Genomic DNA, 13,511 nt, shown 5'->3' on the forward strand with positions numbered 1-13,511 from the left:
GATGCTCCACCCGCCGCATCGGCACCATCGTCCAAGCCGTCCACACCCTGCTGACCTGCAACTATTCAGGATGAAAGAGGCTCAGTGAGCCTTTTTCAACCTGATCCTGGTGTCCGGCAGTTGTGCTGGAAACTTGGCGAAGCCCCGGCTCGCCGACCCCGTCGCTCCCTGCGCCTCAGCGCAGGGGGCTTCGTCGTTTCCAGGCCCTCCGCGGCTCACCCGTCCGGGTGTTGGCATGTGTGGGGCCGGTACGGCGCTGAGGGGTGTGACGCCCTGCGGTAGGTTGACGCCGGTGTGACGGCAGTCGGGCCGTGGCCGGTTGGCAGGGGGGGAAGACGATGGTCTCTACGCAGATCTTGATCGGCGGCGATGGTGCCGAGACCGTGCTCGATGACGGCGGTCTCCGGATCGTCGACAGCCGCACCCGCACGGAGATCCCCCTCGCGGTGGTCCAGGAGGCCCGTACCGACGGCGGACACCACGTCGAAATCGTGCTCAGCGACAGCGCCGTGCACCGCGTGGACGCCGGGAACCCGACGGCCGCCACCACCTTCGTCGCCGCCCTGACCGCCGCACTCCCCGCACAGCGGGACCCCGCCGGAAGCGCCCGCATCACGGTCACGCAGCTGGCGTCGCCAGAGGACGCGGAGAAGCCGGCGAAGGATCCGAAGTACCTGCGCCGGATCATCATCATGATCGCTCTCGCCGCCGGCTACCTCGGCTACGTGATCTGGGTCGGCGTCGGCCAAGGAGCAGAGGTCATCGCCCCCATCGTCGCGACCGTCCCGCTCCTCTTCGGACTCGGCCTGATGCTCGTCGGGGGGCAGAGGACGCTGCTCCACTTCGTACTCAAGCGGCGCGGGGTCACCGTGCCCGCCACCCTGGACTTCAAGACGACGGACGGGGCGGCCTGGTACAAGTTCGCCGACGCCGACGGCGCCGAGCGGACCGCGCGGAGCAAGCACGTCGGACCGGTGGCCCGCGCCACGTACGACCCGGAGAACCCTGCCGACCAGCTCGCCGTCGAGATCTCGGGAAAGAAGCACCTGTTCTGGGCCGGGATGTGGATCCTCGGTTCGCTGCCGCCACTGGTCGGCGGCATCGCCCTCGCCCTGACCCCGTTCACGATCGGCTGAGCGGCGCGGCCACGGAGCCGTTTCCAACCTGGCGGTTTTGGCAGCGTGTTGGACGGATCTACCGAACGTCGAAGCTTCTGGTAGACGGGTTCTCGACCAAGATCGCCCGCAGCCACCAAGAGCCTCGCGTGCTTGTCTACCCGTCATCGATCGACCTGTCCAGTCGCACCCTGCGGTGTTTGACCGGACACCTCGCTGTGCGTCGAAGGGAGATCGGGACCCGATGGCGGCGTCTGACCGCAGGTCGTCAGGCTCTGCTCGCCCTGGCCCATCTGCGATGCGGCGACACCTACGCCCGGCTCGCCGCCGGGTTCGGTATCGGCATCGCGACCGCATACCGCTACATACGCGAGGCCGTCGACGTGCTGGCCGCGCTCGCGCCCACCCTGGCCGGGGCGATGCGCATCGCGCGGACCAAGGCATTCGTGATCCTGGATGGCACCCTGCCGCCGATCGACCGGATCGCCGCCGACACCCCGTACTACTCAGGCAAACACAAGCGGCACGGCATGAACATCCAAGTCCTCACCGACCCGTTCGGCCGCCTGTTGTGGGCCTCGCCCGCGTTGCCCGGCTCCACCCACGACCTGACCGCCGCCCGCACTCACGGGATCGTCGAAGCACTCACCGACGCCGACCTCAAGTGCTGGGCCGACAAGGCATACCAGGGCGCCGCCGGCTCCATCCGGGTGCCCTTCCGCGGCCGTCGCCTCAAGCGGTGGCAGCGCCGCCACAACAGCACACACGCCAAGATCCGCTGCCTCGGCAAGCAGGCCATGGCTACCCTGAAGGGCTGGCGTCTCCTACGGAAGCTCCGCTGCAGCACCACCCGCATCACAGCGATCGCCCAGGCCGTCCTCGTCCTTCACCACGCGTCAGCGTGAGATTGGAAAAGGCTCACTGAGCCTCTTTCATCCTGAATAGTTGCAGGTCAGCAGGGTGTGGATGGCTTGGACGATGGTGCCGATGCGGCGGGTGGAGCATTGGGCTCGGCGGAGGATGCGCCAGGACTTCAGCTGCGCGAAGGCCCGCTCTCCCGGTGCCCGCAGCCTGGCGTGGTCGCGGTTGAACTGCTGGTAGTGCTCGGGTTGTTCGCGGTGGCGGTAGCAGGGGGTGCGGAAGGTGGCGCCTGCGCCTTGGTAGGCGCGGTCGGCGAGAACGAGGATCTGTCTGGTGAGGCAGGCCTGGACGACGGCTGTGGCCCCGGGCCGCGGTCAGATCGTGAGTGCGGCCGGGTGTCGCACGCGAGAACCACAGGGGTGTGCCGTCGGGACGGGTGATGACCTGCACGTTCATGCCGTGCCGGCGGTGTTTCATCGAGTAGTACGGCTCGTCCGCACGGATGCGGTCGATGGGGATCAGGGTGCCGTCAACGATGACGTGGTCGCCTTCACCGAGGCCGGTGAGTGCTTCGTGGAGGCCGGGCGCCCAGCCGGCCAGGACGTCCAGGGTCTCGTCGACGTAGCGCCAGGCGGTGGCCTGCGATATCCCGAAACCCGCCCCGAGCTGCGAGAACGTCTCGTTCTTCCGTAAGTGCACCAGCGTGAGAAGCGCCTGCTTGAAGCACCCGAGCCTGCGCCAGCGGGTGTTGCGAACTCGGCGACGCTCGTGCAGCAGCCAGGAAACGTGTTCAACCAGCTCGTGCGGGACGTCGAGCATGGCAGGATACGGAACCACCAGGGCCCCTTCGGTCGCCGGTGTGTTGAGTGAGATCACCACGCCAACGACCAAGGGCCCTGCCTCGTCACCACCCCTGCTGACCAGCCTCTTTCACCCTCCAGCACAGGATGAAAAAGGCTCAGTGACCGCTTCGAGCGGTACCGGATTCCGACGATCAGGAGGAGAAAATGCGCAAAGCCGTACTCGGCGTGCTCGTGGCACTGGCAGCGGTGCTCGCCGTAGCGCCCCTCGCCGGCGCTGACCAGACCGACACCGTCGCCTGCTGCGGCGGCGGACCCGGTTTCCCGTAACCGGCACCTGCCAGCTGAAGTGCTGGACGACGTTCCCCTTCGACAAGGAGATGTGATGCGCAAAGCCGTACTCGGCGTGCTCGTGGCACTGGCAGCGGTGCTCGCCGTAGCGCCCCTCGCTGGCGCTGACCAGACCGACACGGTCGCCTGCTGCGGCGGCGGTCCCGGCCACCCGTGATGGGCGATCGCTGACAGCTCGGCGGATGAGGGCCTGCCAGTTCGCTGGCGGGCCCTTTCTCTTTCGTTCGTACCGGCGGCCGGGCAGTAGCGCCCGCATGGTGAAGGGCGCAGTTCGCTTTCCGTGGTCGTGTCCGTGGTCGCGCACGAGTGCGCGTCCTTACGCCCGCCCGTGCTCCGGACTGCCTTTCCAGACGGCCCGGAGCACGGGCGTTCTTCCTCTGTGCCGCTCACGCGAGCCCGGCCGCCGGCTCCCACAGAGGCCGGGCGCGCCCGGTCCCGTCGCAGTGGAAGCACCGGCCGCCTCCCGGGGTGCTGCGGGCGCCGATGGTGCCGGCGGCGTGGTGGAAGAGCCGGGTAAGTCCGGCGAGGTGTGCCGCGTGGAGCGGGAGGTCCTGGCGTCTGCTGAGGGTGAGCTCCAGGGCGACGCCGGGGCCGGTGAAGTGCGCGTGGGGCAGGTTCCCGGTCATCGCGCGGAGCGTGTCATTCACCTCCCGCATCGTTTCCGCGCCGGTCAGCTGCACCCGGGCGGTGAGGATGGTGTCGGCGGCCGCGGTGAAGGACAGCAACCCGGCCGGGCGGGCGAGCTGTCCGACACGGCCCACGGGACCGGGATGGGTGTGGTGGAGCCGGGCCAGGGCGTGCCACAACTCGCCCGGCAGATCCTGGGGTGCGGTCTCTCGGTTGCGTCTCATACGGCCCTGTGTAGATCCTGCGATGAGCTGTAACCGTCGGATGGACCCGTCCGTCCCGCCCGGTGGCGCGGTGACTTCGGGACCGGTCCCGCTGTGCGGCCTGGTGGTTGCCGACCGCACAACGGGTTTGTGGGGTCAGGTCCGCAGGCGGAACCAGCCGCGGCCCCTCTCCGGCTCAGGGCGGTCCTCCGGTTCTGGTGGCGCGGCGGCGAGGCGGGCTACTTCGGCGGCGGCTTCCTCGCGGGCGACATCGTCGGCGTGGCAGGTGCCGCACACGGACACGTCCCCGGCCTTCCAGGCCGTCCGGTGGGCGGTGGTCTCCTCCCAGCGCTGGTCGGTGAACTTCTGCCCGCACTGCTTGCACACCGGGCGCCGTGCCTCCCGCTGAGCGGCGCGGCGCCGCTCGTCCTCCGCTTCAGCGCGGGCGTACTGGCGGTGGTAGAGGGCGTGGCCGTCGGGGTTGTCGAGCGCGTCGGTCAGGCTCTGTTCGTCCTTGCGTCCCAGGCGCCGCCACACCGCCGCGCCAGCGCCGTGCTCCTGAAGCTGCTCCAGGGTGGTGACGACGACGGGTACCGCCTGGCGGTAGTCCCGCGCGGTGATGGCCTTCTCGTAGAGCGTGCCGTATCGGCGCGGCGCCCAGTAGCGGCGGCCGGCCTCCTCCAGCACGGCAACTGTGTTGGCGATCTTCGCCTCGGTGGTGTCCGCGAACACGAACGCGAGGGGGACCAGGCCCTCCCGGCCGGTTGGCGGATAGACCCGACGCCACAACCGCAGCTCATGGCGGACATCCTCGATCGCGTCCGGCTGGGAGCGGACCAGGTCCACAGCGATCCTGCCCGCGTCCGGTGCCAGCAGCCGGCCCCACTGCCAGTACCGGCGCAGCTTGGCCACCAAGTCGTGGGCGTCCTCGGTGCGGCGGTCGATCTCCAGCAGCATCACCGGCACCCCGGCCTGAGGCGCCCGCACCACCAGGTCCGCCCGCTGCACATACCCGCCTGCGAGCCGGTGCGGAATCTCGGTGGCAAAGCCGAGCCGGTGGCCGATCCCGGCACGGTGGAGTTCGGCGGCCGTCGAGGTGACCGCCGCCGCGTGGTCGTCGTAACTGGTGCCGAGCAGCTCCCCGGTGACCGGGTCGTACTTCTCCTCGCGCAGTGCCGAGATGCGTATGCCCTTCGGCTCCAGCAGCTGCTTCGCCTCGCCGTGGCCCCGCTTCGTCAACACCCACACCTGCCGCTGGTCCTCCCGTACCAACTCGATCCTCACCAGCTGGTGGTCCTGAAGATCCAGAAGGTTGTCCCGCGTCAGCCTGTCGTGCTGGTTGTCCGGACGGGTCAGCTTCCAGAGCTGGTCGGGCGTAGCCCTCTGGAAGATCCCCAGTGCCTGCAGCAGCTCGCGGCGTCGAGGTCCGGTCGAAGTCCTCCGGTGCTTTGGCTTCCTGGACACATCTGTATGAGGGTTGTCGGCGCTGCGCCGGCCCTCTGTCCGCCGGGCCTGACCTGCAAAAACGCCCGGCTTCTGACGGCGTGGCGCGGAGGGGGTGATGGAGGGGTCCACGGAGGAGGCCTGTCCGGCCGGGTCAAGGGGCTGCTCGGGCTCGTCTGCGGTGCTCGCCACAGGATGCTCCTGAAGGTGGGGCGGGCCTATCCCGCCGGTCACCTTCTACAGGTGCGGAATCCGGGCCCGGTGTGACACCGGCCTCGGAAGACCCCTCCACCGTAACCGCATCGTGATCAACCCGGATGTCCTGTGTCATCGAACTTTGAGCGATTACCACCGAAGTTTGAGTGATCGGGGGCCGAGCGTCAGGAGCGACAGGTTTTGATCGGGCGGTGCAGCACCGGGTCGCTGTTGCACCGGCGAGCGCTGGGCGAGGCCGTCGCCACGGCGCCGGCGGTACGCGACGGCGCGCCGTCGACCGGCCCCGCACCCACGTACGCGCAGGTGCAGGCCCTCGTCGACGCGCCCGGCGTCACGTGACGGTGAGTTTGCCGAGGTCGGGGGCGTAGACGGTCATCCAGTGCGGGTTCAACCGGTAATAGACGACCTCGCGATTCCAGTCGAAAGGGTCGTCGCCGTAGAAGTCCTTCAAGTAGGCAAGGAGTTCCTCCCAGTCGGCCGTGGTCTCGGCGTCCTCGGGGTTCATCTCCTCCACCATGCCGTGGGTGAACACGCCCAGGTCCTCGCCGCGCATGTGCGCGACACTGGCGGCCGGACGGGCAGCGAGATGACGGGCCTTGGCGGCATTGCGAGCCGTGCCGAAGTGCCACCGGCCGTGCAGGAAGTGCCCGTCGGCACCGCTGATCCGCGGCTCGCCCTTTGCGGTCACCGTGGAGAGGGCAAGCGTGCACATGCCGGTGAGGATCCCGGTGAGCTGCGCCGCCGTGATGGTGCGGCCCTCGACGATCGAGCGGAGGTGTGCGGTCGAGCCGGAGAGGGAGGAGTCGAGGAGGGACTGGAGCTCGTTGAGTTCTTCTGGGGTTTCGCGCATGCGTCCATCGTGGGCCGTAAACCCGACACCCCTTGTCGTCATTGACGAAGCACGCGGCGACAGCGGATGCACGCCCCGGGCAGACACCCGCGCGTTCGACCCCCGACCCGCTACACCACTCGGCGGGACACCATCTGACACCGCTCGGAAGGCGGAGCCAGGTCTGCCCTCCCGACCACTCAAACTTCGGTGGCAATCGCTCAAAGTTCGATGACACAAAACACCGGAGGAAGAGAGTTCTCCCCTCCGCCGACTGGACTCTGTCCACAGGGCCACAGTTCGAGTGTGTCCTCGAGGCCGCTGCGATCAGCGGGGCGGCCCGACGATGAGGAGCCACCCATGTCCGAGAACACCGTCACCGCTCCGCTCACCCCGATGGAGCCGGCCGACGTCACCGCCGCCTTCGCCTACATCCGGGCGATCCACGCCGCCGACATCGACACCGCCTGCCAGGTCGCCGACGACACGGGCCCGCAGTTGCACCGGCCACTCCTGGACGTCGCCGCCCGCGTCTTCATTCCCGTCACCGCCGCGGACGACCACGACGGCGAGCCGTGCGCGCACTCCTTCCCGGCCGCCGCGCTCGGACGCCTGCTGCTGCAGCTCCTGTGCCACGGCGTGTGCCTGGCCGACGCACGGGGGCATGGCCGACACCATCGTCCGCTTCACCGAGAACATCCTCACCGCAGACCCCGGCGGCGTCGACGAGGCCCTGCGCCAGTTGGAGGCCGCGGGAATGAAGCAGGCGATGGAAGCGCACCCGGCGCACCACCCCACCGCGTAACCGCACCACCGGGACAGTGGTGGTGCGGTGGGCGGTCCGCGTCCCCGGCGCACCACCGCGCCACCGTGGTGCGCTCCATCCGCACCACCGCGTCATCGAGCCGCACCACCGAGCGCCGGCGGTGCAGTCTCGCGGCCTCGCCGCACCGCACCGGTCGCGCGCCACCGCCGGGCGGGCTCCTTTATCACATGCCCCCTTGACCGCGACCTGATCGCGAACCGAAACCGGCGATGGCAAGGAGAAACGTCGCGGTAGCAGAGCTCGACAAGGGGGTGTAGCAGGGCCGGACAAGGGGAGTCGCGCGCGTCCGGCCGCACCCGGGCAAGAGGCCGTCGGCGGGTGCACCGGCGCGGTGCGGAGCATCGGGTACGGCGCACCGGCGCGCGTCGGAGTGGTGCGGTGCTGGAGGCGGTGGCGCACCATCGCGGCGCACCACGATGGAGTCCATCGTCGCCCGGCGCACCGAAGTGGAGTCCACTGAGCCTCCGCCAACTTGAAGTCGCAGGTCAAAGGGCTGGTGTGACCGGTTCTCGGGCTGCTCGTGCTGGTCACGGGCGATTGTCTGAGTAGTAGATCGTCCGTCAGCGCGGTCGACGCCTGAGTCGAAAGGCGGTCGACGGGATCATCTCGTGCAGGGGATCATGCGTAGGTGTCGCCGATCGAAGCCGCAACCGATGACCTGCGAGACCTCGCTGTTCTCTGGAGTATCGGCGAGGCCCATGCTCACGATGTCGTCGAGGCTGCCTGCGCGGCACTCGTTGCCGGGCTGGACAGCCCGGCACTGCGCATTCTGGCCGGATACACACGTGCCGAGGCGGAGTACGACGTTCCCGACCTGCTTCCCGTCGTACTCGATGAGCTGGACCTGGTGTTCTACCCGCGCGACAGCGAGGCCGGGCAGGACGCTGCCGTGCGGGCGCTCGCGCACCAGATGCTGGCGGGCCGGCTGACGCCGCGAGAGCTTGCTATGCGCATCCACCAGCGGTTCGGCCACCAGCTGCCCCTGGCCGAGCGTCTTGCTGAGCTTGATGACGAGTACGACATCGTCGAGTACGGGGACAGGACGTTGGCCCAGCTCGATGCCGAGGTCACGGCCGAAGCTCAGCGTCTGGCGCATGGTCGGCCCGACCAGAACCGACATTCGTAGCCATCGAGCCCTGAACAAGCGGTCGTCAGCAGAAGTAGGTAGCTGAACTGTCCGGTTCTTGCTCGCCGTAGTCCGGCAGCCTTCTACGATCCGGTGCATGTTGGATCCCGAGCTGCTGGAACGGATCACCGCGCGGCGCGCGGAACTGGACGAACTCGAAGAGCAGCTGGCCAAACAGCTGGCGGAAGTGCGGGCCGAGCGGGACGAACTCGCCGTCGCCGAACGCGTCCTTGAACGGATGGCCGGGCAGCTCGCCGAGGAACGTTCCTCGGCCCGACCGATGCCGGGGCAAGTGGCCGGACGGGCGGTGATGCTGATCCCGCACCGTGAGTCGGGAGTGGAGGAGGACGCGCTGCCGTGGGACTACCAGCGCATCGTCGCCGCTGTGCGGCAGGCCGCCGGACCGGTCATGGCCCGTGAGGTCGGCGAGGTGGTGGGGGTGGACGTCAGCGTGAAGGCCAAGCTGGAACCGCTACGCAGCAAGCTGGTGAGGCTCGTCGATCGCGGCTGGCTGCGGAAACTGCCCGACGGCCGGTTCACCACCCGCCTGTGACCAGCAACACCGACACTCGGAGCGGCTCGGCACGGGCGTAACCGGGGTGCCCCCGGCGGCCGTTGGAATTGTGTGACGAATACCGAAGAGCGCGCCGAGGAGACCTGCCCGTTTGTCTACCAGTGCCGTCTGCCGCTGTCCACGCGCACCGTCAACCACCTCGCCGATCTGCTACGGCGCCACCTGAAGGCGATTCGCTCCAGGTGGCGCATCCTGCCGCCTGGGAGGATCGCGGTGATCGTCCTGGCCGTGCTGCGTCACGACCAGCGCCTGGCCGACATGGCCGGCGGAAACAATGTGTCCGAGTCCACCGTCCGCCGCTGGCGCGACGAGCTGATCGGGCTGCTCGCCGCCCAGGCGCCGCGCCTGGACCGCGTCCTGAGGAAGGTCACCAGGCAGGGTGGGGAGGTGGTCCTGATCGACGGCACCCTCATTCGCGCCAGACGCCGCACCGGCAAGGCCGACCGGCGGAACTACTCCGGCAAGCACCGCAGCCATGGCCTGCACTTCCTCGCCCTGACCGACGAGAACGGGCGCCTGATCTGGATATCCGCCGCCCGTCCCGGCCGCACCCACGACAACACCGCCGCCCGCCACGACCACATCCTGGCCCACCTGCGCGCCGCCGGCCGCGGAGCGTTGGCCGACCTCGGGTTCCGCGGCCTGGACAACGACATCCTCGACCCCGTGGTCGTCACCGGCTACATCGCCACTCGTACCCACAAGCTCACTCGAGGCGAGAAGGAGGCCAACCGTGTCCTCGCCGTCGGACGGGCACCGGTTGAGCACGGCTTCGCCCACCTCAAGAAGTGGCGGATCCTCACCAAGCTCCGCACCGATCCCGCCCGCGCCACCCGCCTCCTGCGCGCCCTGCTCGTCCTGACGAACCTCGAAATCAACCGCTGACGGATGATCTTCTCCGTGGGCTTCCGCCCACGACCAGCACGAGTACCCCGAGGATCGGTCACACCAGCCCTTTGATCTGCGACTTCAAGTTGGCGGAGGCTCAGTGGAGTCCACTCAGCGGCTCGCCCCACCGTGTCCGGTACCGGGTTGCCCGGGATGCTGCCGGCGCTGCTGGTCCTCAAGGACCGGCCGGGGAGCGGGAGCTCCCGGGTGGGGCGCGTAGCGCTCCCGGAGCGCCTTGCCGCGCGCCTTCATCTCCTCGATGCGGGCCTGAATGCTGTTGACCTGCTCGGTGGTCAGGTCCTGCGCGCCCGTCTCGGCGCGCGCCTTCTGCAGTGCCCGCAGCCGCTCCATCCAGTCCGCCGGCTCGTCCCCGTCTTCCGGCTCCTCAATGTCAGAGGCGGTGTCGAAGACGGGGAGGAGCTGTTCGGGCATCGCGGCCTGCTGGTGCGCGGTGACGCCCTCGTAGTACCGGGTGCGTCCCGCGCCGCGCGCGGCGCGCAGTTGGCGGGTGAGGACGGTGGAGGCGATGACCGCGCGGTCGTAGCGGAGCGGGACGCGGGGGATGTCCCACTCCCCCAGCTCCACTGGCAGGACCGGAGCGTCGCGGGGGATGTCCCACTCCCCCGGCTTCCCCGGCGGGGCCGGGACGTTCGGAGCGGTGAGGTCGGCCGGGGGCCGGTGGTCGGTGTCGGGGGCCGCCTCCGGTGCGCGCCGGTGGCTGCGGGTCGGGTCGGGGTGGGCCCAGTGGGTGGTGTAGAGGCGATAGTTCGCCAGCAGGCCGCGGGTGCTCTTCGGTTCGGTGATATCCAGGCAGTGCGTAGCGATGGCCGCGGTCACGATCTCCTCGTCGAGACCCGGTTCGCGGCGACGGCCGCGCTGGACCAGGGCGAGGAAGCGCCGGGTCTCGGCGAGCAGGTGGCGGCGGTGGAAGAGGCCGTTGCCGCTCATCACGAACACCATCGCCGAGATGCCGAGGGCGGCCAGAGCGACGTCCAGGGTCTCGGCGACGCGGACGCGGATCGCGACGGCCGCGGCCCGGGCCCCCTCCAACAGGCTGTCGACGAGATGCGCGGCCTCACCGAGGAACTCCTTCGCGCCCGCCCGCCAGTCGGCGCGCAACTGGGCGAGGGAGCGGGCCTTCGGCTTCGGCGGGCGCGTCTTCCTGGCCGCGATCCGGTTCAGCTTCGTACGGGCCTCCTCGGAGACGACAGGCCCGAACTTGAGGTTGCCATCCTCGTCGACGGCGGTGACGTACTCGTGCTCCAGCTCCTGACGGCACAGGTCGATCTCCTGGCCACGCTTCGACATCCAGCCGATCAGCTCGTACGGCACCCCGGCCACCTCCATCACCGGCCGACGCCCCGCGCTGACCGTACGCGGCTCGGACGCCACGCCCAGCGCCTCGCACACCCCGGCCATGACGAGCTCGTTGTAGAGGGAGGAGGCCGCGACCACGTTCTCCAGCAGCGTCGTGGAGTGCACCGCACCCCACTTCCCGTCCAGGCGCAGCCCCCGCAGCGACGCCAGGACGTGGTCGTGGAGCAGCGGGGTTCCGGCTCTCGACTCGTAGTGACGGAAGCGCGCGAAGGCCAGACCGTGCACCGGCCGGGTGGGGTAACGGCCCTGGGCGCCGACGCGGATGGTCGCCGCGTGGTCCTCGATCCAGACGAGCGTCGCCTCGATCGCCCGCTCGTGCGCGGCCTCGATCACCCGCCGCGTCTCCTCGTCCCCCAGCGCCCACATCAGCTGGATGGTCGGCTGCGGACGGAAGACGAGGTCCATGCCCGTGACTTCCACAGCGCGGCCCAGTTTCCCGGCCCTGGCCGCGGCGGCCGGCTTCTTCCCGGCGGCGAGCGCCTCGGCGACTAGGACCTGTCCGGCCGATCACGCCTCTAATCCGAGCACCGGTCCGATCCGGGAGGTCGGGAAACGGGAGACGCGCCGGGGCGCGGATTCTTGGCATGCCGCACCTGGTAGAACACTGCCCGTGGGTATCCAGGAGCGCGAACGCAAGATGTACCGGCCGCTGCGGCGGGCCGGCCTCGAGGTGATCCCGGACGCCGTGCCGGACGGCACGATGCCGTTCGTCTTGGGATACGACCGCGAGGACATCGTCGGCGGCTTCTCCCACCGGTACGAAACCCCACGGCTCGTCGAGCGTCTCAACGAGGACTGGTACGACCTGGCGGTCTCCTCGGGTCTTTTCGACCACCGGCGCGAGTTCCTCGTCCTGCTTCCTCACGGCACCCACACGCACCATGCCCTCCTGCCGAAGGAGCACTTGCATTATGGCCGCCATACCCCATCGTGGGTCTGGACCCGGGTCCGGCTCCTCGACCGCTGGGACATCATGGGGCGGGGTGCGGCATCGGCGTTCCTCGGCATACGTGCAGGACACCCGGGTTTCAGCATGATGGCGCTCGACAGCAGCGTGTACATCAGCTGCTCGACGGGCGAGATCGGTGTCGACGTGAGGGCGGTGGCCCACCCGGCCCGCTCTCAGAACGTCCTGCAGGACCTGGAATGGTACGCAAATTGGGACTACCCCCGCACCGACAAGGAGTTGCAGAAGCGGATCGCTACCTGGCTCGCGGGCCGCGCACTGGAGACCGCCAGCCGTTCCGATCAATGACCACGCGGGCCCCGGCGGCGAGGCCGGCAAGGTTGCCGCCGTCCGGCTGATCATGTGACTCCTCCATCGCCGAATCGTTCACGTGGGCATGGGGCGGGGTGATCTGACGGATGCCGAGTGGGAACGGCTGCGGCCGTTCCTGCCGGTGAGCAACGGTCGTTGTGGCAGGTGGCGGGATCACCGGCAGGTCATCGACGGGATTCTGCATCGGGTGCGGACCGGGGTGCAGTGGCGTGATCTGCCCGAACGGTTCGGGCCGTGGAAGACCGTCTACGAACGCCACCGCCTGTGGTCGGCAGACGGCACCTGGGAACGCCTGCTCCAGCAGGTCTAGGCCGCGGCCGACGCCGCAGGCGAGATCGACTGGGACGTCTCGGTCGACTCCACCATCGTCCGCGCGCATCAGCATGCGGCCGGCGCCCGTACCGATCCGCCGCCGGCCCCGGGATCAAAGGGGGCCGAAGAGATGGAACACCAGGACGAGACGCCGTGGCAGAGTCTCGTCGCCCGCCTGGCGGAGGTGGTGCGGGAGGTGAGGGCCTGGGCCGCTCGCGGGGCGGGTTCACCAGCAAGCTCCACCTGAGCGCGGACGACCGTTGCCGTCCGCTGTCCTTGATCGTCACGCCAAGTCAGCGGGCGGACTGCACCCAGTTCGAGCCGGTCCTTGAGAAGATCCGAGTCCTGAGACCTGGCCTGGGACGGCCGCGCAAGAAGCCGGACAGCCTCGCAGCCGACAAGGCCTACAGCAACGGTCCCATCCGCGAGTACCTACGACGGCGGGGAATCCGCCACACCATCCCGGAGAAGACCGACAGCCAGGCGGCCCGCCTGCGCAAGGGCGCACGCGGTGGACGGCCGCCCGGCTTCGATGAGGACCGCTACAAGAAGCGCAACACCGTCGAGCGGGCGATCAACCGCCTGAAGCAGTTCCGGGCGGTCGCCACGCGTTACGACAAGCGCGGCTACGTCTTCCTCGGCACCGCCACCGCGGCGGCCGTCGCTATCTGGCTCCGAACATGA

General features: G+C 69.3%; 14 protein-coding genes and 3 pseudogenes. 11 read left to right on the forward strand and 6 right to left on the reverse strand.

Annotation, left to right across the window (positions count from 1 at the left end):
• Window positions 1–338: 338 nt before the first annotated feature.
• Window positions 339–1,136: a hypothetical protein gene (locus ACWGSR_RS32510; protein ID WP_453572023.1), complete on the forward strand. Its 798-nt coding sequence runs from the start codon at window positions 339–341 to the stop codon at window positions 1,134–1,136.
• A gap of 128 nt (window positions 1,137–1,264) precedes the next feature.
• The gene (locus ACWGSR_RS32515) at window positions 1,265–2,020 is read left to right on the forward strand and encodes a transposase family protein (RefSeq protein ID WP_453572026.1); all 756 of its coding nucleotides are present in this window, start codon (window positions 1,265–1,267) and stop codon (window positions 2,018–2,020) included.
• A 27-nt stretch (window positions 2,021–2,047) separates the two neighbouring features.
• Here ACWGSR_RS32515 and ACWGSR_RS32520 read toward each other — a convergent pair.
• Window positions 2,048–2,855: pseudogene (locus tag ACWGSR_RS32520) on the reverse strand (transposase family protein).
• Between the two features lie 128 nt (window positions 2,856–2,983).
• On the opposite strand from ACWGSR_RS32520, the gene ACWGSR_RS32525 reads away from it, so the two are divergent.
• Together ACWGSR_RS32525 and ACWGSR_RS32530 are read left to right on the forward strand one after the other, a co-directional pair.
• Window positions 2,984–3,106, forward strand: a complete 123-nt coding sequence (locus ACWGSR_RS32525) for a hypothetical protein (RefSeq protein ID WP_453572029.1) — start codon at window positions 2,984–2,986, stop codon at window positions 3,104–3,106.
• A gap of 55 nt (window positions 3,107–3,161) precedes the next feature.
• On the forward strand, window positions 3,162–3,284 hold the full coding sequence (locus ACWGSR_RS32530) for a hypothetical protein (protein ID WP_453572031.1): 123 nt from the start codon (window positions 3,162–3,164) through the stop codon (window positions 3,282–3,284).
• Between the two features lie 229 nt (window positions 3,285–3,513).
• On the opposite strand, the gene ACWGSR_RS32535 is transcribed toward ACWGSR_RS32530, so the two are convergent.
• Window positions 3,514–3,978: a hypothetical protein gene (locus ACWGSR_RS32535; RefSeq protein ID WP_453572034.1), complete on the reverse strand. Its 465-nt coding sequence runs from the start codon at window positions 3,976–3,978 to the stop codon at window positions 3,514–3,516.
• Window positions 3,979–4,113: 135 nt separating this feature from the next.
• Complete coding sequence (locus ACWGSR_RS32540) at window positions 4,114–5,421, reverse strand: replication-relaxation family protein (protein WP_453572037.1); 1,308 nt, start codon at window positions 5,419–5,421, stop codon at window positions 4,114–4,116.
• A 405-nt stretch (window positions 5,422–5,826) separates the two neighbouring features.
• Between ACWGSR_RS32540 and ACWGSR_RS32545 the strand changes: the two genes are divergently transcribed.
• Entirely contained in the window at window positions 5,827–5,955 is a 129-nt protein-coding gene (locus ACWGSR_RS32545; protein ID WP_453572041.1) for a hypothetical protein, read from the forward strand.
• On the opposite strand, the gene ACWGSR_RS32550 is transcribed toward ACWGSR_RS32545, so the two are convergent.
• The gene (locus tag ACWGSR_RS32550; RefSeq protein ID WP_453572043.1) at window positions 5,948–6,466 is read right to left on the reverse strand and encodes a pyridoxamine 5'-phosphate oxidase family protein; all 519 of its coding nucleotides are present in this window, start codon (window positions 6,464–6,466) and stop codon (window positions 5,948–5,950) included. The two genes, ACWGSR_RS32545 and ACWGSR_RS32550, sit on opposite strands and share 8 nt — an antisense overlap.
• 306 nt (window positions 6,467–6,772) lie before the next feature.
• On the reverse strand, window positions 6,773–7,081 hold the full coding sequence (locus ACWGSR_RS32555) for a hypothetical protein (protein WP_453572046.1): 309 nt from the start codon (window positions 7,079–7,081) through the stop codon (window positions 6,773–6,775).
• 28 nt (window positions 7,082–7,109) lie between these two features.
• On the opposite strand from ACWGSR_RS32555, the gene ACWGSR_RS32560 reads away from it, so the two are divergent.
• The 4 genes from ACWGSR_RS32560 to ACWGSR_RS32575 all read left to right on the forward strand — a co-directional run bounded on the left by ACWGSR_RS32560 (window position 7,110) and on the right by ACWGSR_RS32575 (window position 9,856).
• On the forward strand, window positions 7,110–7,250 hold the full coding sequence (locus ACWGSR_RS32560; RefSeq protein ID WP_453572049.1) for a hypothetical protein: 141 nt from the start codon (window positions 7,110–7,112) through the stop codon (window positions 7,248–7,250).
• Between the two features lie 649 nt (window positions 7,251–7,899).
• Window positions 7,900–8,397, forward strand: coding sequence for a hypothetical protein (locus tag ACWGSR_RS32565; protein ID WP_453572052.1), 498 nt, complete (start codon window positions 7,900–7,902; stop codon window positions 8,395–8,397).
• A gap of 97 nt (window positions 8,398–8,494) precedes the next feature.
• Window positions 8,495–8,950, forward strand: a complete 456-nt coding sequence (locus ACWGSR_RS32570; RefSeq protein WP_453572055.1) for a hypothetical protein — start codon at window positions 8,495–8,497, stop codon at window positions 8,948–8,950.
• A 72-nt stretch (window positions 8,951–9,022) separates the two neighbouring features.
• Window positions 9,023–9,856: a transposase family protein gene (locus tag ACWGSR_RS32575; RefSeq protein ID WP_453572057.1), complete on the forward strand. Its 834-nt coding sequence runs from the start codon at window positions 9,023–9,025 to the stop codon at window positions 9,854–9,856.
• Window positions 9,857–9,970: 114 nt separating this feature from the next.
• Here ACWGSR_RS32575 and mobF read toward each other — a convergent pair.
• Window positions 9,971–11,707, reverse strand: a pseudogene (gene mobF / locus ACWGSR_RS32580) (MobF family relaxase); the annotation flags it as partial.
• Window positions 11,708–11,846: 139 nt separating this feature from the next.
• Between mobF and ACWGSR_RS32585 the strand changes: the two are divergent.
• Window positions 11,847–12,491 (forward strand): hypothetical protein, encoded by a 645-nt coding sequence (locus tag ACWGSR_RS32585; RefSeq protein WP_453572060.1) that lies wholly within the window; start codon window positions 11,847–11,849, stop codon window positions 12,489–12,491.
• Window positions 12,492–12,579: 88 nt separating this feature from the next.
• Window positions 12,580–13,511, forward strand: a pseudogene (locus ACWGSR_RS32590) (IS5 family transposase).

The sequence above is a fragment of the Streptomyces sp. NPDC055632 genome, from assembly GCF_053618675.1.